Origin of the sequence: Janthinobacterium agaricidamnosum, assembly GCF_003667705.1 — a bacterium.
GTDB lineage: Bacteria > Pseudomonadota > Gammaproteobacteria > Burkholderiales > Burkholderiaceae_D > Janthinobacterium.
Window position 1 is genome coordinate 5,089,272 of record NZ_CP033019.1, and the last position, 20,117, is coordinate 5,109,388.

Here is a 20,117-nt window from a genome sequence, read left to right on the forward strand (position 1 = left end):
CGTGCGCGCCCTCTGCTCCGGTAGAATCGGCGCATCGCTCTGCGCAAACTATGCACCACCGCTGCACCAAGACCTTGCCGCGCCAGCCCCCGTGCTGCCGGCCGGTGCCAGCGCCAATTTCAAAGGAATGAGCATGCAAAGTCTGATCTCGATCGCCGCCGACCTGTCCTGGCCGTTCGCCATTACCCTGGCCTGGGTGGTGGGCGAATTCGGCCACCGCTGGACGGGCCTGCCGCGCATCAGTTTTTACGGCGTGATCGGTTTCGTCCTCGCGCAGACGCAGGTAGGCATCCTGCCGCAGACGGACGCCGGCCCCATGCTGGTGCTGGCCGACGTGGCTTTCGGCCTGATCCTGTTCGAGGTGGGCTACCGCATCAACCTGCGCTGGCTGAAGAACAATCCGTGGATCGCCGTCACGGGCCTGGTCGAATCCCTGCTGACCTTTGCCGTCGTCTACTTCATCGGCATCGAATTCGGCAGCACCTCGATGACGGCGCTGCTGCTCGCATCACTGGCCATGTCCACCTCGCCGGCCACCATCATGCGCGTCATCAACGAGGAACGCAGCTCGGGCCAGGTCACGGAACGCATCGTCCACCTCACCGCCTTGAATTGCGTGCTGGCCGTCTTCACGTTCAACATCATCGTCGGCTTCTGGATGTTCCAGAGTTCCACCGACCTGATCGAGGCGAGCAGCAGCAGCGCCGCCGTGCTGGCCGCCTCCGTGGCCGCCGGCACCGTCTTCGGCATCGTCGTGCCGGCCATGCTGCGCCGCCTGGGCAACATGGCGCAGGACGCCACCGTGGCGTTCGCGCTGTCGGTGATGCTGCTCGTCGCCCTGACCTACACCACCAGCCTGTCGCCGCTGCTGGCCACCCTCACCTTCGGCCTGGTGGCGCGCCACCGCAGGGTCGCCTTCAGCCAGGCGCAGCGCAATTTCGGCGCCATGGGCGAGCTGCTGACGGTGCTGCTGTTCGTGTATGCCGCCTCGACCCTGGAATGGGCCAGCGTGACGGCCGGCGCGGGACTGGCCCTGGCCGTCGTCGGCGGACGATTGCTGACGAAGGTCGCCGGCGTGGCCGCGTTCTCGCATGTGAGCGGCATTTCCTGGCGCAAGGGCGTGCTGACGGGCGTGGCCCTGACGCCCGTCTCCGTCTTCATCATCCTGCTGCTCGAGCACGCGCGCCAGCACGGCGTGAACTTCGGCGACGAATTGAACGCCCTGGCCGCCATCACCCTGGGCCTGGAACTGATCGGCCCCGTGCTGGTGCAGCGCGTGCTGATGCTGGCCAAAGAAACCCACGAAATCAAGGAGCGCTAAATGCCGCTGGAACCCTTTGGCCAATCGGCCGCGCTGACCTTCGGCGTCGAACTCGAACTGCAACTGGTGAACCTGTCGGACTATGACTTGACGGCCGCCAGCCCCGACCTGCTGCATCTGCTGAACAAGAAACCGTTTCCCGGCAACGTCACGCCGGAAATCACCGAGAGCATGATCGAGATTAACTCGAGCGTGCACACGCATCACGGCCCCCTGCTGGAGCAATTGCAGGAAATCCGCGACACCTTGATCACGGCCGGCGACAAGCTCAATATCGGCATCGCGGGCGGCGGCACGCACCCGTTCCAGCAATGGTCGTCGCAAAAGATCTTTTCCAAGCCCCGCTTCCAGGAGATTTCGGAACTGTACGGCTACCTGGCCAAGCAGTTCACCATCTTCGGCCAGCACGTGCACATCGGCTGCGCCTCGGGCGACGACGCCATGTTCCTGCTGCATTCGCTGAACCGCTACATCCCCCACTTCATCGCCCTGTCGGCTTCCTCGCCCTATGTGCAGGGCCGCGACACCCTGTTCGATTCCGCCCGTTTGAACTCCGTGTTCGCCTTCCCCATGAGCGGACGCGCGCCGTTTACGCTGAGCTGGGACCAGTTCTCCAACGAGTATTTCGCCAAGATGGAGAACACGGGCATCATCAAGAGCATGAAGGATTTTTACTGGGACATCCGTCCCAAGCCGGAATTCGGCACCATCGAGCTGCGCGTGTGCGACACGCCGCTGACGGTGGAGCGGGCCGCCGCGCTGGCCGCCTACCTGCAGGCGCTGTGCCGCTACCTGCTCGAACGCCGCGAAACCCCGCCCGTGGAAGACGATTACCTCGTATATAACTACAACCGCTTCCAGGCCTGCCGCTTCGGCCTCGATGGCGCCATCACGCATCCGAAAACCTACGAAACGATGTCGCTGCGCGAAGACATCATGACCACCCTGCGCAAGATGGAACCGCACGCCGAGGCGCTGGGCAGCACGCCGGCCCTGAAACACCTGTCGGACGTGGCCAAGCAGTGGAGCGACGCGCAATACCTGCGCAAGCAGCACAGCCTGCAGGGCAGCGCCGAGGGCATGGTCGATTCGGCCATCCGCTGCTTCCGTGGCGAGCCCATGAACTACTGACGTTGCTGCCTGGTAACGTAGGTCGGATTAGCGGCGTAGCCGCGTAATCCGACTGGCGCTGCCAACCATGTTGTCGGATTACGGTCCTTCGGACCTAATCCGACCTACCGTTCGTCAACCAAAAAACCACAGCGTGCCTGCCCGTCATTTACAGCCGCCGTCCCCGCTTGCTACAATGAGAATGATTCTTATTATTGTTTAAAAACGCAAGGGGAATGCGATGCCGCTGGCAAAGCCGCTACAACGCCAGGACATCGCGACACTGTATGCCGACCACCACGGCTGGCTGCAGGGCTGGCTGCGCAAAAAACTCGGCAGCACGGCCTGCGCGGCCGATGTGGCGCACGATACTTTCATGCGCCTGCTCGACCGCGAAGACGCCGTCGCCGCGCGCGAGCCGCGCGCCTTTCTCGCCACCGTGGCGCAGCGCGTGCTGTTCAACCATTACCGCCGCCAGAAACTGGAACAGGCGTACCTCGACGTGCTGGCACAGCTGCCGCCCCTGCATGCGCCCTCGCCCGAGGAACGCGCGCTGCTGCTGGCCACCGTGTTTGAGCTGGACCGCATGCTCGACGGCCTGCCGCCTCCCGTCAAACGGGCTTTTTTACTGCGCCAGCTCGACGAACTGCCGCAGGAAGACATCGCGCGCCAGCTCGGCATCTCGCTGGCCACCGTGAAACGCCATCTGCAGCGGGCCGGCAGCGCCACGCAGGCGTGGCAGCAGCTGCAAATACAGCACGAGCACCTGCCGCCCGCGGCGCACGCGAGCCTGCTGCGCGCCTGCGTGCAGGCGAACGCCCCGCGCCGCCACGCCGTCAAGACGCTGGCCCTGCTGCTGGCCTGCGGCGCCTCGCTGTATGCATTCGAACGCCGTGGCCCATGGCGCAGCTGGACGGCCGACTACCGCACGGGCATCAATCAGCGCCGCGTCGTGACCTTGAACGATGGTACTCAGCTCACGCTCAACACCGGCAGCGCCGTGAATATCGCTTACGACGGCGCACAGCGCCGCATCGACCTGCTGGCCGGCGAAATCTTCATCGCCACCGGCAAGGATGCGGCGCAGCGCCCGTTCTTCGTCAGCACGCCGCACGGTAGCCTGCAGGCGCTGGGCACGCGTTTCACCGTGCGCCTGCACGAGCAATACGCCAGCGCCGGCGTGCTCGAAGGGGCCGTCGCCGTGCTGGCCGGCGATGGCGCGCAGCGCCTGCTGCTGCGCCCCGGCGAAGGCGCCCATTTCGATAGTGACGGTTATCACCGCCAGGCGCTGGCGCCGTACGGCGGCGCCTGGCTCGATGGCATGCTGGTGGCGCGCGACATGCGCCTGGCCGATTTCCTCGCCGAGCTGTCGCGCTACAGCGAGCAGCCGCTGGGCTGCACGCCCGCCGTCGCCGGTTTGCGCGTGTCCGGCTCCTACCCGCTGGCCGACGTCGATGCCATCGTCGACGCCGTCAGCGCCAGCCTGCAATTGCGGCGCAATACCGTCACGCGCTTCTGGGGCCATCAGGTGGTGCGCATCGAACTGGCGGCCCGCTGAAAAATATTTTCTGCAAAGTGAGCTGTTTTACCGTGCTCGCGTGACCTGGAAGATAGGCAGTCTCCATCTTGCGCATCCACGAAAGGCTTTATTCCATGCACCACGCTTCGCGTTCCCTCCTTACCCGTACCGTTCTGGCCTGCGCCCTGGCGCAGATCGGCATGGCCCTGGCCCTGCCGGCGCCAGCCCAGGCGCAAAGCCGGCAAGTACGCGCCTACAGCATTCCGGCCGGCGCGCTGGGCGACGTGCTGACGCGCTTCGGCAGCGATAGCGCCATCCTGCTGTCCTTCTCCAGCGATACCACGCAAGGCTTGCGCAGCGCCGGCCTGCAAGGCAGCTACAGTCTGCACGATGGCTTCCGCGTGCTGCTGGCCGGCAGCGGCCTGCAAGCCGTGCCGCAATCGAATGGCGGCTACCTGCTGCAGAAGATCCCCGCCGGCGCGGATACGCCCACGGCGGACAGCCGCGGCGTGGCCGTCATGAGCGGCGTCACCGTGGTGGCGTCGGCCGAGCGCAGCGCCGCCACCAGCGGCACGGGCAGCTATACGGGCGGCCCCGCCAGCGGCGCCACGGGCCTGGCCCTGACGCAGCGCGAAACCCCGCAGTCGCTGACCATCGTCACGCGCCAGCAGATGGATGACCAAAACAGCAACGCCGTCTCCGACGTCATGAAAAACGTCAATGGCGTGAGCGTGCAAAACTACGACAGCGACCGCTGGAGCTTCCAGGCGCGCGGCTTTGCCGTCACCAATTTCCAGTACGACGGCGTGTCGGCCATCTATGACGGCGTGTACGACTGGGGCACGACCAACAGCGACATGGCCATCTACGACCGCATCGAAGTGCTGAAGGGCGCGACTGGCCTGATGAGCGGCTCGGGCGACCCGTCGGCCACCGTCAACATGGTGCGCAAGCGTCCCACTGCCAGCTTCGAGGGCGCGGCGACCCTGGGCGCGGGATCGTGGGACAATTACCGGGGCGAGGCCGATGTCTCCGGTCCCCTGAACGACAACCGCACGGTGCGCGGCCGCCTGGTCGGCGCCTATCAGGACAAGCACTCCTACCTGGACCGCTACACGCAGCAAAAATCCGTCGCCTACGGCATCGTCGAGGCGGACCTGACACCCGTGACCCTGCTGACGGCCGGCTTCACGCACCAGGACTACAAGCCGCGCGGCTCGACCTGGACGGGCTTCCCCGTGCTGCTGGCCGACGGCTCGCGCACGGATTTCCCCACCGCGTGGAACCCGGCCACCGGCTGGAGCCGCCGCGACATGCGGAACACCACGCTGTTCTCGTCGCTCGAACACACGTTCGCCAACGCGTGGAAACTGACACTGAGCGCCAACCAGCTGCGCAGCAAGCATGACAGCGTGCTCGGTTCGGCCAGCGGCGGCAATCCCGACCCCGTCACGGGCGAAGGCGCCTATTTCTTCATGGGCAAATACAAGGGTGACCGCCGCCAGACCACCGTCAACGTCGACGCCAGCGGGCCGTTTACCGCCTTCGGCCGCCGCCATGAAGCGATGCTCGGCTATTCCACCTCGACGGCAAAGCAGGATGGCCCCGTCTACGAATCGGTCTACCCACCCGTCGCAGGCAGCTATTTCGACTGGCGCGGCCAGTATGCGGAACCCGCATTTAGCCGCCTGGGCAACGACAACGACAGCACGCGCCAGAGCGGCCTGTATGGTGCCGTGCGCCTGCATCCGGCCGATGCGCTGTCCGTCATCGTCGGCGCGCGCGTGAGCAACTACAGGCAGGAGCAGGACCGCAGCTTCTTCGACCCCAAGACCGCGCGCATCACCTCGCGCATCGAGGAAAGCAACGTCATCACCCCGTATGCGGGCGTCGTGTATGACCTCGACAAGACGTATTCCCTCTTCGGCAGCTATACCAGCATCTTCGCTCCGCAAAGCAACCGCGATGTGAACCGCAACTTCCTCGCCCCCGTGCGCGGCAAAGGTATCGAGGCGGGCGTGAAAGCCGAATACCTCGATGGCAAGGTCAATGCCAGCGCGTCCCTGTTCCAGATCCGCCAGAGCAATGTGGCCAGCTCCGTGGGTGAAGTCAACGGCGAGGAAGCGTATCGAGCCATCGACGGCGTCACCAGCCGCGGCGTGGAAATGGAAGTGACGGGCGAAGTGATGCAGGATGTGAAGCTGAGCGCCGGCTATACCTACACCCACGTGCGCGACGCGGATGGCAAGGATGTCTTTTCCACCATGCTGCAAACCACGCAGCCTGCTCACTTGGTGCGCGTGCAAGGCTCGTGGCGCCTGCCGGCCAGCCTGGACAAGCTGACCGTCGGTGGCGGCGTCAACTGGCAAAGCAGCTACTACGGCAATATCTGGAATCCCGCCATCGAGGATTATTCACGCATCAAGCAGGGCGGCTACGCGCTGGTCAACCTGATGGCCCGCTACGAGATCAGCAAGAACGTCACGGCCAGCCTGAACGTGAACAACCTGCTGGACAAGAAGTACTTCACGGGCCTGGGCCTGTTCCAGACGGGCTTTTACGGCGAACCGCGCAACGTGATGTTCACCGTGCGCACGAAGTTTTAATCAGCAAGTTTTAACTCACTGCCGTACAGCGCCAGCGCCCAGGCGGGCGGGCGCAGTTCCAGCGCCAGGGACAGGTAAGCGGGATCGAAGCGCGCCGCCAGCAGATACACATTGGCGGCGCCCTTGGTCTCCCAATTCCCCGTAAAGCCCTTTTCGCCGGCCGCCACGCGCTTGCGGTCGAAGGGTACGGCGCTTTTCGCGAACTCCTCGTGCGTTTTTTTGCCCTGCGCATACGGTGACAGCCAGGCCAGTGCCTCGGCAAGGCGCTTCGCTTCCGGCGCGCCATACCAGTCGTCGCCATGCGCCTGCGCCATCAGGGCCGTCGTCAGCAGCGGCTCCAGGCTGTAGGTGGTGTAATGCAGGGCGTCGCGCTGCTCGAAGTCGAAGGGCACGCCGCCGGCGCCGATATTGCGCGGCACGTGCGCCAGGAAGCGCTCCTTCGCCCGCGCGATCAGCAAGGCTTCGCCCGTGACATACGCGGCGGCCGTGCCGATCTTGATGCGGTGGCTGTGCCAGTTGTTGCGCGCCGTGGACGGGCCGCCCACCTTGACGGGATCGCTCAGATACCCTTGCGCCAGGGTGCGGCAAAACGCCTGCACCTGCTCGCGCTCGACGCCGTTCAAGCGTTCCTGCACCAGGTCAAATCCCATCAGCAGGCTGGCCAGTTCCGTCTCGTCGACAGGGCTGAACGAGGGCTGATAGCTGCCGCTCCAGGCCAGCAGCAGCTGGCGCGCCACCTCGAAATGCGGCATCTCGCCCGACAGCCGCCAGGCCAGCGCCTGCAAGCGCGCCTGGCGCCAGTCTTCCTGCGCCTGCTGGCTGGTCTCGCGCCCGCCCTCTCCCTTCAGCAAGCCGCCCGTGCGCACTTGCGCCATCAGGTGCACGGGCCGCGCAGCGTCCTTGCGCGCCGCCTTGACCACCTGTTCAGCGATGGCCGGCGCCACCCGCGCCTTGAGCGTGCGTGCGCGCGCGGCGGACGTCAGCGCAAACGGCGGCGCGCCTTCATGCGGGCGCGGCGCCGCGCGCAAGCCCGCCAGGGGCAGCGCCAGCAGGCCGGCCAGCACGGCGCGCCGGCGGATCAGATGCGTACTCAAAACCGCGTCTCCCGCGCCGCGCGCAAAAAGTTATCGAGGATGGGCGTGCAATCGAGCAGCTCGACGCCGCCCGCCGAATGGAATTCCGGGTGCCACTGCAAGCCCATGACGAAGCGGGCACGCTGGTAGCGGATGGCCTCGACGATGTTGTCCCCTTGCGAATACGCTTCCACGGTGACGTCGCGCCCCAGGTCCTTGACCGACTGGTGGTGGATGGAATTGACGAGCGCCTCGCCCGCCTTCGGAAACATGCCCGCCAGGGACGAGCCTTTCGGGAAGACGATGGTGTGGCGGTGGCGGTCATACAGGTCGTTGACGTGGGAGGCCGCACCTTCCACGTCCGAGGCGATGTCCTGGTACAGGGTGCCGCCAAAGCCCACGTTGATCAGTTGGCAGCCGCGGCAAATGCCCAGCACGGGTTTGCCCGCATCGACGAATTCGTGCAGCAGTTCCAGCTCGTACAGGTCGCGCGCGCGGTCGCCGTTCCATTCGGGCCGCGTGGCCGCCTCGGAATACGTCTGCGGCGAGACGTCGGCGCCGCCCTGCAGCACCAGGCCGTCCAGATGGCGCGCATAGTGGCGCAGGGTGATATTGCTCGGGTGTAGCTGGCCGCTGGTATTGACCGTCGGGATCATGAACACCAGCACGTCGCGCGACATAACCCACTGGGCAATCGACTCTTCCAGGTATTGCAGGTTCTTGCTGCGCAGGCCAGTGGCGCCCGGCTCGGGGTGGAAAATGCGCGCCGAGATGCCGATGCGCAGGGTGCGCCGCATGAAGTCGCGGCTGGCCTTGTCGCGCATGGAGCGGTAGCGCGACGAGATCACACGCCAGGCCAGCGCCAGCGGCGTGTCGTTATCCTTCAAATAGCGGGGCGCGGCATCGCGCGCGCGGTGCTCATCATCGGGCGCCCGGCGGCCCACCCGGTCGGGCCGGGACGGCGTTGGCGCTGCGGGATCGGTGGAAGGGGGATGCAGGGGATCTTTTTCGTCTGACATGGCAAGGCTGACTGAAAGCGGAGACGTTTTCAATATAACCCCCCTCCCCCGAAAGCACGATTCAATTTTGTAACAAAAGCCCACGCGCGGGGCCTCTGCGCAACACACTCACGCCGCCTGCATACAGCCCGTTTACGCCGGGGGCCCCGCTTTTTAGAGAATCTTTACGCCCCCGCTGCTAATCTTGAACGTACCTCAACCACCGCTGCAAAGCCACCATGGAACCCCATTCACGCATGCCATCGCATCAAGCACTGCCCCACCGCCACCCCCGCCTGCCCACCTTCCTCATGCACATCACAGTCGACAAAGCCTGCCTGGCCGAGCTGCGCCGGCTGGTCGTCAGGACCTGCGGCGGCATGCTGTCGTTCATGCGCATCGAGGCGGTCGACCACGCCGAGCGCATGAAAGTCTGGCTGTGCGTCACGGAACCGGCCCTGCGCCTGACCATGGATGCCGTCATGCGCCTGCTGCCGGCGGCGGAATTTGGCCGCATCAGCCAGGGGAAATCGCTATGAACCAGTACTCCTGCGAGCAGGCGATGTCTTCGTCGCGCATCACCGCGCACTTCCAGGGCATCTGGGTGCCGATGGTCACGCCATTTTGCGACGGCGATGGCGACATCGACTTCGATGCGGCCCAGCAGCTCGCATGCGAATTGGCCGCCAGCGGCATCGATGGCCTGGTGGTATGCGGCACCACGGGCGAAGCGGCCATGCTGAGCGCCGCGGAACAGACCATGCTGCTCGACAGCGTGCTCGAAGCCGTCGGCCCCCGTTTCCCCGTCGTGATGGGTATCGGCGGCAGCGATACGCGCAGCGTCGTCTCCACCGTGCAGCGCTACAACGACCATCCGCTGGCCGGCCTGCTCATCTCGGCGCCCGCGTATGTGCGCCCGTCGCAGGACGGCATCGTGCGCCACTTCCAGGCCATCGCCGCCGCCACCGACCAGTCCATCGTGCTGTACAACGTGCCGGCCCGCACGGGCGTCAATATCGAACCGCAAACGGCGGCACTGCTGGCGCGCGACTCGCACTTCGTCGCCATCAAGGAAGCGGGCGGCAAGCTGCAGCAGCTGGGCGAACTGCTGCTCGACACGCGCCTGGACGTGCTGTGCGGCGACGACGCGCTGCTGCTGGCCAGCCTGTCCATGGGCGGCCACGGCGCCATGTCGGCCGCCGCCCAGGTGCGTCCCGACCTGTATGCGCAGCTGTACCACCTCGTCAGGCAGGGCCGCCACGGCGCCGCGGGCGCCCTGTTCAAGACCATGCTGCCCGTCATCCGCCTGCTGTTTGCCGAACCGAATCCCGCTCCCGTGAAGGCAGCCCTGGCCATGCAGGGCAAGGTAGGCGACGCATTGCGCCTGCCGATGACGCCCATGTCGGCCGCCGGCCAGGCCGCCCTGGCCGAAGCGCTGGAGCCCCTGATGGAACTGCCCGCATGGACCGCGAGCGACAGGGATGCGCCGCGCGAAGGCTGTCTGCTGCAGCTGGTTTCCCCCGCCAACATCATGCCAGCCGTGCGCCAAGATGATCATCGCCATCACGGATGAACGCGGGGGCATGGAGAAATCCATCCTGGCCGGACGGCTGGCCGCCTCGCGCGCGCTGGCCGGCCGCAAGGTGCTGCTGCTCGATGCCGATCCGCGTCAGGGCGCCATGGCGCAAGCCAGGAACATGCACGACGGCGCCATGCACGGCAGCCTGACGCGGCCGCGCCTGATGGCGCGCGCCATCAGCGCCAAGGGCTTGCAGCCAGAGCTGGAGCACCTGGTGCACTGCTACCACGACATCGTCATCGACAGCGAAGGCCGCGACTCCATGGGCAGCCGTTCGGCCCTGATCGCCGCGCGCGTGCTGGTGGTGCCGCTAGCCGGCGTCGCCGACGCCGGCGCGCAGGCGGGCCTGGCGCGCCGCATCGCGCACGCGCGCAGCGTCAATCCGGGCCTGCGCGTCCTGCTGGCAGCGGACTCGCAGGCCGCACCCGCCCATGCCCTGGCCGCGCAGATTCCAGCCGCCCGCGTGGTCGGCCTGGGGCAGCTGTATTGCGCCGTCTTCGACAACCATCACCGCGCAGCATAGCTCTCGACAGCTGGGGTCAGACCCGACGGGTCTGACCCCGTGGCGCAAAAAAGGCGGCGCATGCGCCGCCTCTCCCTTCCGTCAATTAAAACGTCTTGCTGACCGTCAGCTGCAGCGCCGTCTTGCCCATGAATTTGCCATTCACGGGCGAGGCATACGCCGCCTTGCCCGCGTTCGTGCCGATCACGGCCAACGCGCCCGAAACAAAGCCGAAGTCGCGCGTGACGCCCACTTTCCAGTCCGTGTAGCTCGATGCATCATTGTTTTTCACTTTCTGGTGGCCCGCATGCAGGTTGCCGGTCCAGCCGTTCGTCAGGTCGATATTCGCGCCGATATCGAAGTAGCCGCTGTTCTTGCTGTTGACGATGCCGAACAGGTTCGAGACGGCGTGCGAATATTTGATATAGGCGGGGCCGTAAGACAGCTGGCCGTAGACTTCCTGCGTGTCCGCGTCGGCCAGGCCGGCGACGTGCTTCAAGCCGTTGTCGGCGTACACATAGGCGAGCACGCCCACGTCATAGCCGACATCGCCGCCCAACTGGCCGCGCTTGCCCGCATACAGATCGACTTCCACGTCGCCGCTGCCGCCCGCATCCTTGGTCCACTTGATGGTGGAAGCCCAGGCGCCCGCATACAGGCCCGTCGGGTTATTGACGTAATCCACGCCGCCCTGCAGCGCGGGCTTCAGGCGCGTCTGCGAGATGCCCCGGTAACGGTAGTCGGACACGCCGGCCACGTTGAAACTGACTTCATTGTCGGGCTTGGCCTCTTCCGCGTGGGCCAGGCTGCCGGTAAAGGCGGTCGCGACGGCAAGTGCAAGTAGCATTTTATTCATGGTTTTTTCTTCTTCATGGGTGGTATGGGCCTTTGCCAACATGGCGCAGCTGGCCCGCCGCTGCAAAAATTCGCTGCAAAAATTTAAAGTAAAGCGTCCCCCCGGCGCGCGCGGCGCCTGTTTTCCAACAGGGGAAATAACAGGAGTTAGAGCGGCAGCAGCAAGCGGTAACCGACGGCCGTTTCCGTCAGCAGGTACTGCGGCTGGGCCGGATCGGCTTCCAGCTTCTGGCGCAGATGGCCCATGTAGATGCGCAGGTAATGGCCGTTTTCGCTGTTCGACGGCCCCCACACTTCGCGCAGCAGCTGCGGATTGGTGACCACCCTGCCAGCGTTCTTTACGAGCACCGACAGCAGGCGGAACTCCGTCGGCGTCATGTGCACCAGCTGCTTGTTGCGCGTCACCAGCCGGTCCTTCAGGTCGACGCGCACGTCGCCGAACTGCACCACGCCATCATCGCTGGCGGCGGGCTGGCGCTGGCGGCGCAGGGTGGCGCGCACGCGGGCCAGCAGCTCGCCCACGCCGAACGGCTTGGTCAAGTAGTCATCGGCGCCGGCATCGAGCGCGCGGATCTTGTCCTGCTCGTCGACCCGCGCCGACAGCACGATGATGGGCACGGCCGACCATTTGCGGATGTCGGCGATGAAATCGATGCCGTCGCCGTCGGGCAGCCCCAGGTCCAGCACGATCAGGTCGGGCCGGCGCGTGCCGGCATCAATCAAGCCCCGCTGCATGGTGGCGGACTCGAAAATCTGCCAGCCCTCGTCTTCCAGCGCGGCGCGCACGAAGCGGCGGATTTGCGGTTCATCCTCGACCAGCAAGGCGGTGGCGGAAGGTTCGTTCATGTTGGTTTTCCTGTTTCATGGTCGTTGGCGTCATCGAGCTCGATCTCCGGCGGCGCCGGCGGCGTGCCCAGCGGCAGGCTGAAGACGATGGCGGCGCCCTGCCCCGGCGTGTGGGGCTGCGCGTGGATGGTGCCGCCGTGGGCTTCGATGATGGCGCGGCAAATGGCCAGCCCCAGCCCGACGCCCGGCTTGTTCGATTCGCGCTCGCCGCGCGTGAATTTTTCAAAGATGGCTTCTTCGCGGCCGGGCGGCAGGCCCGGGCCATCGTCAAGCACCGTCACCTGCAGGAACTGGCCGTGCACCCCGGCGGCGACCGTGATGGTGCTGCCCGGCGGCGTGTACTTGGCCGCGTTTTCCAGCAGGTTGCACAGCACGCGCTCGATCAGCACGGCGTCGTAGCGCACCAGCGGCAGGTCCGGCGCCAGCTGCGTCTGCACGGCGTGCTGCTGCAATTGCGGACCGCTGGCGCGCAGCGCGCTGCCCACCACCTCTTCCAGCGCCTGCCATTGCAAATTCAGGCGCACCTGGCCGCTCTCGATGCGCGCCATGTCCAGCAAGTTCGCCACCAGGGCGCTCATGCGCACGGTTTCGGACTGCAGCGAGCGCGCCATGTCCAGCTGCGCAGGCGACAGCGCAGGCCGGGACAGCGCCAGCGATTCGGCCAGGCCCACCAGCGACGTCAAGGGCGTGCGCAAGTCGTGCGACAGGGCCGCCAGCAGCGAATTGCGCAGCCGCTCCGATTCCATCTGCAGCAGCGCGCCCTGCGCCACGTCGATGTAGTGCACGCGTTCGAGGGCGATGGCCGCCAGCGCGGCAAAAGTATCGAGGTGCTGGCGCTGTTCCGGCACCAGCAGCCAGCGACCGCGCTGCGCGCCATCGAGCGGCAGCAGCGCCAGCACGCCCCGCGTGCGCATCGGCGCGATCAGCGGCAGGTAGAAAATGGGCGAAGCCGGCAAGGTATCGGTGCCCCTCCCCGCCGCCTGCGCATGGTCGAAGGCCCACTGCGCGATGCCGATATCGAGCGGTTCGCCGCCGTTCGCGGCCTGCAAGTTGCCCTCGTCATCGGGCAGCAGCAAGGTGGCGCGCGCGCGGAACGCCCGTTCGATGGCGCTTTTCGTGATGTCGAAAATCTGCTCCGTCTGCAGCACGCCGGACAATTCGCGCGAGAATTCGTATAAGGCGCGGGCGCGCGCTTCGCGGTGCGAGGCCACGCGCGCCTGGAAGCGTAGACCGGCCGTCAGGTGGCCCGTGATCAGGCCCACGGCCAGCATCACGCCAAACGTGATCACATACTGGAAATCGCCCACGGCAAACGAGAAACGGGGTGGCACGAAGATGAAATCGAAGCAGGCCACGCCCACCAGGCTGGCCAATGCCGCCGGCCCGCGCCCCAGGCGCACGGCCAGCAGCACCACCGTCAGCAGGGACAGCATGGCGATGTTGGCCAGGTCCAGGTAGGGCTGCAGCGGCACCGACGCGAGGGCCGTGCCCAGGCTGGCGCCGGCGGCCAGGATGTAACGCCAGTGACGCGCGGGCCGGCGCGGCGTTTCCGCATCGTCGCCGCTTGCGCGCCGGGGCGCCGCATCGGCTGGCGGCAAGCCCACCTCGATCAAATCGATATCGGGCGCCAGGCTGGCCATGCGGGCGGCCGGCGGCGCCTGCCACAGGCGCGCCAGCGCACGGCCGCGGCCACGGCCCACGATGACTTTCGAGATATTCGCGCCGCGCGCATACTCGACCACGGCGCCGGCGATGTCGGCGGACGGCACAATGGCCGTGCGCGCGCCCAGGTCCTGCGCCAGTTTCAGCGTTTTCAGGATGCGTTCGCGCTGGCCCGCCGGCAAGCGCTGCAAACGCGGCGTTTCCACGTACAGCGCGTGCCATTCCGCGTTCAGCTGGCTGGCCAGGCGCGCCGTGCTGCGGATCACGTGTTCGCCCCCCGCGTGCGGTCCCACGCAGGCCAGCAGCGCGGCGCCCGTCTTCCATACGGGGTTGATCGATTTTTCAACGCGGTAGGCCTGCACGTCATCCTGGATCCGGTCCGCCGTGCGGCGCAAGGCCAGCTCGCGCAGGGCGATCAGGTTACCCTTGCGGAAAAAATGCTGCGATGCGCGTTCGGCCTGCTGCGGCTGATACACCTTGCCCTGCTTCAGGCGGCGCAGCAGTTCATCGGCGGGGATATCGACCAGCACCACTTCATCGGCGCGGTCGAACACCGTGTCGGGCAGGGTCTCGGCCACGCGCACGCCCGTGATCCCGCCCACCACGTCGTTCAGGCTTTCCAGGTGCTGCACGTTCACGGTCGACAGCACGTCGATGCCGGCCGCCAGCAATTCCTCGACATCCTGCCAGCGCTTCGGATGGCGCGATCCGGCCACGTTCGAGTGGGCCAGTTCATCCATCAGTATCAGCGGCGGCGCGCGGCGCAGGGCCTCGTCCAGGTCGAACTCGTACAGGGTCTTGCCCCGGTACTCGATGGCTTTGAGCGGAAGCACGGGCAAGCCGTCCAGCTGGGCCGCCGTATCCTGGCGCCCATGCGTCTCCACCACGCCCACCAGCAAGTCCTGGCCGTCGGCCAGCAATTTGCGCGCGGCCGCCAGCATCGCGTAAGTCTTGCCGACGCCGGCCGAGGCGCCGAAATAGATGCGCAGCCGGCCGCGCGCGGCTTTCTGTTCCTGCGCCTGCACTTGCGCCAGCAGGGCATCAGGGTCGGGGCGTTGGCTGTCGTTGGGGAGCATGTTGTATTTTAATCTTCTTGGGCATTGTAGGTCGGATTAGCGCGTCCGAAGGGCGCGCGTAATCCGACAACATCGTTGGCCTGGCTGGGGCTATGGGTGATGTCGGCTTACGCTGCGCTAAGCCGACCTACGCCGACCTGCGCCTTATTTTGCCATTGCGTCAAGTAGGTCGGATTAGCGCGCAAGCGCTTCATCCGACGACATCATTGGCCAAGCCGTGCACGATATCGACCTGCACGCCTTTGCCAGCTTACTTTGCCATGGCATCCAACGCCAGATTCAGTTCCAGCACATTTACGCGCGGTTCGCCGAAAAAGCCGATATACGCGGTTTTCTGCACCTTGGCGATGGCGTTTTCCACCTGCGCCAGCGGCACGGCGCGCACGCGGGCCACGCGGGGCGCCTGGTACAGGGCACCCGCCAGGCTGATTTCCGGGTCCAGGCCGCTGCTCGACGCCGTCACCAGATCGACGGGGATCGGCTTGCGGTTGCCGGGATCGGCTGCCTGCAGGGCGGCGATGCGCGCCTTGACGGCGTCCACCAGGGCCGGATTGGTCGGCCCCTGGTTCGAGCCGCCCGAACCGGCGCCGTTATTGGCCATCGGCGCGGTGGCCGACGGCCGGCCCCAGAAATACTTGGGCGAGGTAAAGGACTGGCCGATCAGCATCGAGCCGACGGGCTTGCCCCCACGCTCGACGATGCTGCCGTTGACTTCATCGTTGAAGGCCAGCTGGCCGATACCGGCCGTGGCAAACGGATAGACGACGCCGCAGATCACGGTCAGCGCGGCAAACAGGACCAGGGCGGGACGGACGATAGTGCTCATGATGGTTCCTTTAGACTAAATTGAGGGCGGACAGCAGCATGTCGATCAGCTTGATCCCGATGAAGGGCAAAATAATCCCGCCCAGGCCGTAGATCAGCAGGTTGCGGCGCAACAGGCTGGCCGCGCCGATGGCCCGGTACTGCACGCCTTTCAGCGCCAGCGGAATGAGCACGACGATGATCAGGGCATTGAAGATCACGGCCGACATGATGGCCGAGGCGGGGCTGGCCAAATGCATGATGTCGAGCGCCTTCAATTGCGGATAGGTGCCCACGAAGGCGGCCGGGATGATGGCGAAGTACTTGGCGATGTCGTTCGAGATCGAGAACGTCGTCAGCGAACCGCGCGTCATCAGCATCTGCTTGCCGATTTCAACGATTTCCAGCAGCTTGGTCGGGTTCGAATCGAGGTCGACCATGTTGCCCGCCTCCTTCGCCGCCTGCGTGCCCGAGTTCATGGCCACGGCCACGTCGGCCTGGGCCAGCGCGGGCGCATCGTTGGTGCCGTCGCCCGTCATCGCCACAAGGCGGCCTTCGGACTGGTAGCTGCGAATCAGTTTGAGCTTGTCTTCCGGCGTCGCTTCGGCGAGGAAATCGTCCACGCCCGCTTCGGCGGCAATCGCGGCCGCCGTCAGCTTGTTGTCGCCCGTGATCATGACGGTCTTGATGCCCATGCGGCGCAATTCCGCGAAGCGCTCCTTGATGCCGCCCTTGACGATATCCTTCAGTTCCACGGCGCCCATGACGCGGCCGTCGTCCACCACCACCAGCGGCGTGCTGCCGCGGCGCGCGATGTCGTCGACGGCGCGTCCCACCTCGGCCGGATACGGCTGGCCCAGCGCTTCCACATACTTTTTCATGGAATCGGCCGCGCCCTTGCGCAACTGGCGCACCTGCTGTTCGCCCGGGATATCCACGCCGCTCATGCGCGTCTGCGCCGTGAACGGGACGAAGGTGGCGTGCAGGCTGGCCATCTCGCGTTCGCGGATATTGAATTTCTGCTTGGCCAGCACGACGATGCTGCGCCCTTCCGGCGTTTCATCGGCCAGCGAAGCCAGCTGCGCCGCATCGGCCAGCTGCTGTTCCGTCACGCCGGGCGCCGGCACGAAGCTCGACGCCTGGCGGTTGCCCAGGGTGATGGTGCCCGTCTTATCGAGCAGCAGCACGTCGACGTCGCCGGCCGCTTCCACGGCGCGGCCCGAGGTGGCGATCACATTGGCCTGCATCATGCGGCTCATGCCGGCCACGCCGATGGCGGACAGCAAGCCGCCAATGGTGGTCGGGATCAGGCACACGAGCAGCGCGATCAGCACGGTGATCGTCACCGGCGTGCCAGTGCCGGCCGCCGCCACGGAAAACAGCGAATACGGCAGCAGGGTCACGGTGACGATCAGGAACACGATCGACAGGGCCACCAATAAAATCGTCAGGGCGATCTCGTTCGGCGTCTTCTGGCGCTTGGCGCCTTCGACCATGGCGATCATGCGATCGATGAAGGCTTCGCCCGGGTTGACGGAAACGCGCACCAGCAGCCAGTCCGACAGCACGCGGGTGCCGCCCGTGACGGCGGAAAAGTCGCCGCCCGATTCGCGGATGACGGGCGCCGATTCGCCCGTGATGGCGCTTTCGTCGACGGAGGCCACGCCGGCCGTCACTTCGCCGTCAGCGGGAATCACGTCGCCCGCCTCGACCAGCACCGTCATGCCCTTGCGCAGGTCGGTCGCCGGCGTGGGCAGCCAGGAGGTGCCGTACTTCGGCGTCTGCATTTTCTTCGCCATCACCGTCTGCTTGAGGGCGCGCAAGGAGGCCGCCTGGGCCTTGCTGCGGCCTTCGGCCAGCGCTTCGGCGAAGTTCGCGAACAGCACGGTAAACCACAGCCATACGGCGACGGCGACGATGAAGCCGAACGGCGCTTCACCCTGGCCGTTCAGGGCCTGGATGGCCAGCAGGGTCGTGATGATGCTGCCCACGTAGACGACGAACATCACGGGGCTGCGCCACTGCGTGCGGGGGTCGAGTTTTTTGAACGCATCGACGACGGCGGGGCCGATCAGTGCGGAATCGAACAAAGTCAGGCTTGTGCGTGACATGGTAGCCTCTTATTTGATGAAAAGTTGCAGGTGTTCGACGATCGGGCCCAGGGCCAGCGCGGGAACGTAATTGAGCACGCCGACGAGCACGACGACGCCGATCAGCAGGCCGATGAACATGGGGCCGTGCGTGGGCATGGTGCCGGCGTTGGCCGACAGGCGCTGCTTGGCCGCCAGCGAACCGGCCACCGCCAGCACGGGCACGATCACGCCGAAGCGGCCGAACCACATGGCGATCGCCAGCATCACGTTGTAGAACGGCGTGTTGGCGGACAGGCCGGCAAACGCGCTGCCGTTGTTGTTGGCCGCCGACGTGAAGGCGTACAGGATCTCGGAGAAACCGTGGGCGCCCGGATTGGCCACGCCGATCTTGCCCGGTTCGACCATCACGGCGATCGCCGTGCCCGTCAACACGAGGGCGGGCGTGATCAGGATGGCCAGCGACACCATCTTCATTTCATAGGCCTGGATTTTCTTGCCCAGGTATTCAGGCGTGCGGCCTATCATCAGGCCGGCGATGAAGACGGCCAGGATGGCGAACATCAGCATGCCGTACAGGCCCGTGCCCACGCCGCCGAAGATCACTTCGCCGAACTGCATCAGCAGCAGCGGCACCATGCCGCCCAGGGGCATGTAGGAGTCGTGCATGGAATTGACGGCGCCGCACGATGCGGCCGTCGTCACCGCCGCGAACAAGGTCGAGGAGCTGATGCCGAAGCGCGTTTCCTTGCCTTCCATATTGCCGCCCGATTGCAGGCTGCTGGCCTGCTGGTCCACGCCCAGCGCCTGCAGCGCCGGATTGGCCTGCTGCTCGGCGCTCATCACGCCGGCCGTCATGACGACAAAGATCAGGGTCATCGCGGCCAGCACGGCCCAACCCTGGCGCATGTCGCCCACCATGCGGCCGAAGGTAAAGCACAGGCCGGCGGGAATGATGAAGATGGCCAGCATCTGCAGGAAGTTCGACAGCACGGTGGGGTTTTCGTACGGGTGCGAGGAATTGGCATTGAAGAAGCCGCCGCCATTCGTGCCCAGCAGCTTGATCGACTCCTGCGACGCGACGGGGCCCATGGCGATCGTCTGCGTCGTCGCCACTTGCGCTTCCATCACGGGTTTGCCGGCGGCGTCCAGCACGGGCTGGCCGTCGGCCGTCACCTTCGGCGTTTCATACGCCACGTGATCGAGCAGGGTCACTTCCTTATAGGCGGAAAAATTCTGGATCATGCCTTCGCCCATGAAGACGACGGACAGGGCCAGGGACAGCGGCAGCAGGATGTACAGGGTCGAGCGCACCAGGTCGACCCAGAAATTGCCGATCGATTTGCCCGAGCGCGAGGCGAAGCCGCGCACCAGCGCGAAGATCACGGCGATGCCGGTGGCCGCCGAAAAGAAATTCTGGCAGGCCATGCCCAGCATCTGCGTCAGATAGCTCATGGTCTGTTCGCCGCCGTAGCCCTGCCAGTTGGTATTGGCGACGAAGCTGACGGTGGTATTGAACGAGGAATCGGGGCTGACGGCGCCCAGGCCCTGGGGATTCAAGGGCAGGAAACCCTGCAGGCGCTGCAGGCCGTAGACGAAGACGGCGCCCACGGTATTGAAGACGATCAGGGCGATGGCATAGCTTTTCCAGCCCATGGCCTTGTCGGCGGGCAGGCCCGACCAGCGGTACAGCAGGTTTTCCAGTTTTTGCAGCCAGCCCAGGCCGCGAACGGGGCCATCGCCGGCCACCCTGGCCATGTACAGACCCAGCGGATAGCCGGCGGCCAGCAGCACGGCCAGGAAGGCCACCAATAACAGTATCGATTGCGTCGTCATCACAGTTCCTCCGCCTTCAGCAGCGCCACCAGCAAATACACGAGCAGGCCGGCCGAGACGACGGCGCCCAGCACATAAAACGCGTTCATTTGACGCTCCCTAATTTGTCGCAGGCGACGGCAAAGCCGGCCGCCAGGACGAAAAACACGGCAATCAAGCCGAGATATACGAGATCCATTCCCACCCTCATTCAGGTTTGTTTTGATAGTGAGCAGATTAGCCAAAAGGGTCTAAAAAATT

16 protein-coding genes and 1 pseudogene are annotated in these 20,117 nt (G+C 65.7%); 8 read left to right on the plus strand and 9 right to left on the minus strand.

What is annotated here, in order from left to right:
* The first annotated feature begins 133 nt into the window (after window positions 1–133).
* From D9M09_RS23005 to D9M09_RS23020, 5 genes and pseudogenes are all read left to right on the plus strand, one after another.
* Complete coding sequence (locus tag D9M09_RS23005) at window positions 134–1,321, plus strand: cation:proton antiporter (protein ID WP_070218615.1); 1,188 nt, start codon at window positions 134–136, stop codon at window positions 1,319–1,321.
* On the plus strand, window positions 1,322–2,452 hold the full coding sequence (locus D9M09_RS23010; RefSeq protein ID WP_034780287.1) for a YbdK family carboxylate-amine ligase: 1,131 nt from the start codon (window positions 1,322–1,324) through the stop codon (window positions 2,450–2,452).
* Between the two features lie 220 nt (window positions 2,453–2,672).
* A pseudogene (locus tag D9M09_RS29815) lies at window positions 2,673–3,155 on the plus strand (sigma-70 family RNA polymerase sigma factor); the annotation flags it as partial.
* 81 nt (window positions 3,156–3,236) lie between these two features.
* On the plus strand, window positions 3,237–3,989 hold the full coding sequence (locus D9M09_RS29820) for a FecR family protein (RefSeq protein ID WP_276208779.1): 753 nt from the start codon (window positions 3,237–3,239) through the stop codon (window positions 3,987–3,989).
* Between the two features lie 95 nt (window positions 3,990–4,084).
* A complete protein-coding gene (locus D9M09_RS23020) occupies window positions 4,085–6,556 on the plus strand; it encodes a TonB-dependent siderophore receptor (RefSeq protein WP_121670467.1) in 2,472 nt (823 codons plus the stop codon).
* Here D9M09_RS23020 and D9M09_RS23025 read toward each other — a convergent pair.
* Both D9M09_RS23025 and D9M09_RS23030 read right to left on the minus strand, forming a co-directional pair.
* Entirely contained in the window at window positions 6,553–7,650 is a 1,098-nt protein-coding gene (locus D9M09_RS23025) for an alginate lyase family protein (RefSeq protein ID WP_121670468.1), read from the minus strand. The genes D9M09_RS23020 and D9M09_RS23025 overlap by 4 nt on opposite strands.
* Window positions 7,647–8,648, minus strand: a complete 1,002-nt coding sequence (locus D9M09_RS23030) for a gamma-glutamyl-gamma-aminobutyrate hydrolase family protein (RefSeq protein WP_070288617.1) — start codon at window positions 8,646–8,648, stop codon at window positions 7,647–7,649. Before D9M09_RS23030 ends, D9M09_RS23025 begins: the two co-directional genes overlap by 4 nt.
* Before the next feature lie 218 nt (window positions 8,649–8,866).
* On the opposite strand from D9M09_RS23030, the gene D9M09_RS23035 reads away from it, so the two are divergent.
* Genes D9M09_RS23035 through D9M09_RS23045 form a run of 3 tightly spaced genes read left to right on the plus strand, consistent with a single transcriptional unit; the run spans window position 8,867 to window position 10,729 of the window.
* On the plus strand, window positions 8,867–9,166 hold the full coding sequence (locus tag D9M09_RS23035; RefSeq protein WP_240453449.1) for a hypothetical protein: 300 nt from the start codon (window positions 8,867–8,869) through the stop codon (window positions 9,164–9,166).
* Entirely contained in the window at window positions 9,163–10,200 is a 1,038-nt protein-coding gene (gene dapA / locus D9M09_RS23040; RefSeq protein ID WP_121670469.1) for a 4-hydroxy-tetrahydrodipicolinate synthase, read from the plus strand. Before D9M09_RS23035 ends, dapA begins: the two co-directional genes overlap by 4 nt.
* 10 nt (window positions 10,201–10,210) lie before the next feature.
* Entirely contained in the window at window positions 10,211–10,729 is a 519-nt protein-coding gene (locus D9M09_RS23045; protein ID WP_240453450.1) for a cobyrinic acid ac-diamide synthase, read from the plus strand.
* An 85-nt stretch (window positions 10,730–10,814) separates the two neighbouring features.
* Here the strand turns inward: D9M09_RS23045 and D9M09_RS23050 are convergent, their stop codons facing one another.
* From D9M09_RS23050 to kdpF, 7 genes are all read right to left on the minus strand, one after another.
* Window positions 10,815–11,564 carry a TorF family putative porin gene (locus tag D9M09_RS23050; RefSeq protein ID WP_121671206.1) on the minus strand — a complete coding sequence of 250 codons (750 nt, stop codon included), beginning with the start codon at window positions 11,562–11,564 and terminating at the stop codon, window positions 10,815–10,817.
* Window positions 11,565–11,710: 146 nt separating this feature from the next.
* Entirely contained in the window at window positions 11,711–12,409 is a 699-nt protein-coding gene (gene kdpE / locus D9M09_RS23055; RefSeq protein ID WP_034746496.1) for a two-component system response regulator KdpE, read from the minus strand.
* Window positions 12,406–15,147 (minus strand): DUF4118 domain-containing protein, encoded by a 2,742-nt coding sequence (locus D9M09_RS23060; RefSeq protein WP_121670471.1) that lies wholly within the window; start codon window positions 15,145–15,147, stop codon window positions 12,406–12,408. Before D9M09_RS23060 ends, kdpE begins: the two co-directional genes overlap by 4 nt.
* Window positions 15,148–15,397: 250 nt before the next feature.
* Window positions 15,398–15,973 (minus strand): potassium-transporting ATPase subunit KdpC, encoded by a 576-nt coding sequence (gene kdpC, locus D9M09_RS23065; RefSeq protein WP_070288621.1) that lies wholly within the window; start codon window positions 15,971–15,973, stop codon window positions 15,398–15,400.
* Between the two features lie 10 nt (window positions 15,974–15,983).
* Window positions 15,984–18,062 (minus strand): potassium-transporting ATPase subunit KdpB, encoded by a 2,079-nt coding sequence (gene kdpB, locus D9M09_RS23070; RefSeq protein ID WP_121670472.1) that lies wholly within the window; start codon window positions 18,060–18,062, stop codon window positions 15,984–15,986.
* A gap of 9 nt (window positions 18,063–18,071) precedes the next feature.
* A complete protein-coding gene (gene kdpA / locus D9M09_RS23075) occupies window positions 18,072–19,877 on the minus strand; it encodes a potassium-transporting ATPase subunit KdpA (RefSeq protein ID WP_121670473.1) in 1,806 nt (601 codons plus the stop codon).
* The gene (kdpF, locus tag D9M09_RS23080) at window positions 19,877–19,966 is read right to left on the minus strand and encodes a K(+)-transporting ATPase subunit F (protein WP_034746483.1); all 90 of its coding nucleotides are present in this window, start codon (window positions 19,964–19,966) and stop codon (window positions 19,877–19,879) included. The genes kdpA and kdpF overlap by 1 nt, the downstream gene beginning before the upstream one ends.
* Window positions 19,967–20,117 lie beyond the last annotated feature (151 nt).

Bases quoted from the DNA above. Each gene is read 5' to 3' on its own strand.
- D9M09_RS23005 (WP_070218615.1), top strand. From the start codon at position 134: ATGCAAAGTCTGATCTCGATCGCCGCCGACCTGTCCTGGCCGTTCGCC.
- D9M09_RS23010 (WP_034780287.1), top strand. From the start codon at position 1,322: ATGCCGCTGGAACCCTTTGGCCAATCGGCCGCGCTGACCTTCGGCGTC.
- D9M09_RS23020 (WP_121670467.1), top strand. From the start codon at position 4,085: ATGCACCACGCTTCGCGTTCCCTCCTTACCCGTACCGTTCTGGCCTGC.
- D9M09_RS23030 (WP_070288617.1), bottom strand. From the start codon at position 8,648: ATGTCAGACGAAAAAGATCCCCTGCATCCCCCTTCCACCGATCCCGCA.
- D9M09_RS23035 (WP_240453449.1), top strand. From the start codon at position 8,867: ATGGAACCCCATTCACGCATGCCATCGCATCAAGCACTGCCCCACCGC.
- dapA (WP_121670469.1), top strand. From the start codon at position 9,163: ATGAACCAGTACTCCTGCGAGCAGGCGATGTCTTCGTCGCGCATCACC.
- D9M09_RS23045 (WP_240453450.1), top strand. From the start codon at position 10,211: ATGGAGAAATCCATCCTGGCCGGACGGCTGGCCGCCTCGCGCGCGCTG.
- D9M09_RS23050 (WP_121671206.1), bottom strand. From the start codon at position 11,564: ATGAATAAAATGCTACTTGCACTTGCCGTCGCGACCGCCTTTACCGGC.
- kdpE (WP_034746496.1), bottom strand. From the start codon at position 12,409: ATGAACGAACCTTCCGCCACCGCCTTGCTGGTCGAGGATGAACCGCAA.
- D9M09_RS23060 (WP_121670471.1), bottom strand. From the start codon at position 15,147: ATGCTCCCCAACGACAGCCAACGCCCCGACCCTGATGCCCTGCTGGCG.
- kdpC (WP_070288621.1), bottom strand. From the start codon at position 15,973: ATGAGCACTATCGTCCGTCCCGCCCTGGTCCTGTTTGCCGCGCTGACC.
- kdpB (WP_121670472.1), bottom strand. From the start codon at position 18,062: ATGTCACGCACAAGCCTGACTTTGTTCGATTCCGCACTGATCGGCCCC.
- kdpA (WP_121670473.1), bottom strand. From the start codon at position 19,877: ATGACGACGCAATCGATACTGTTATTGGTGGCCTTCCTGGCCGTGCTG.
- kdpF (WP_034746483.1), bottom strand. From the start codon at position 19,966: ATGAACGCGTTTTATGTGCTGGGCGCCGTCGTCTCGGCCGGCCTGCTC.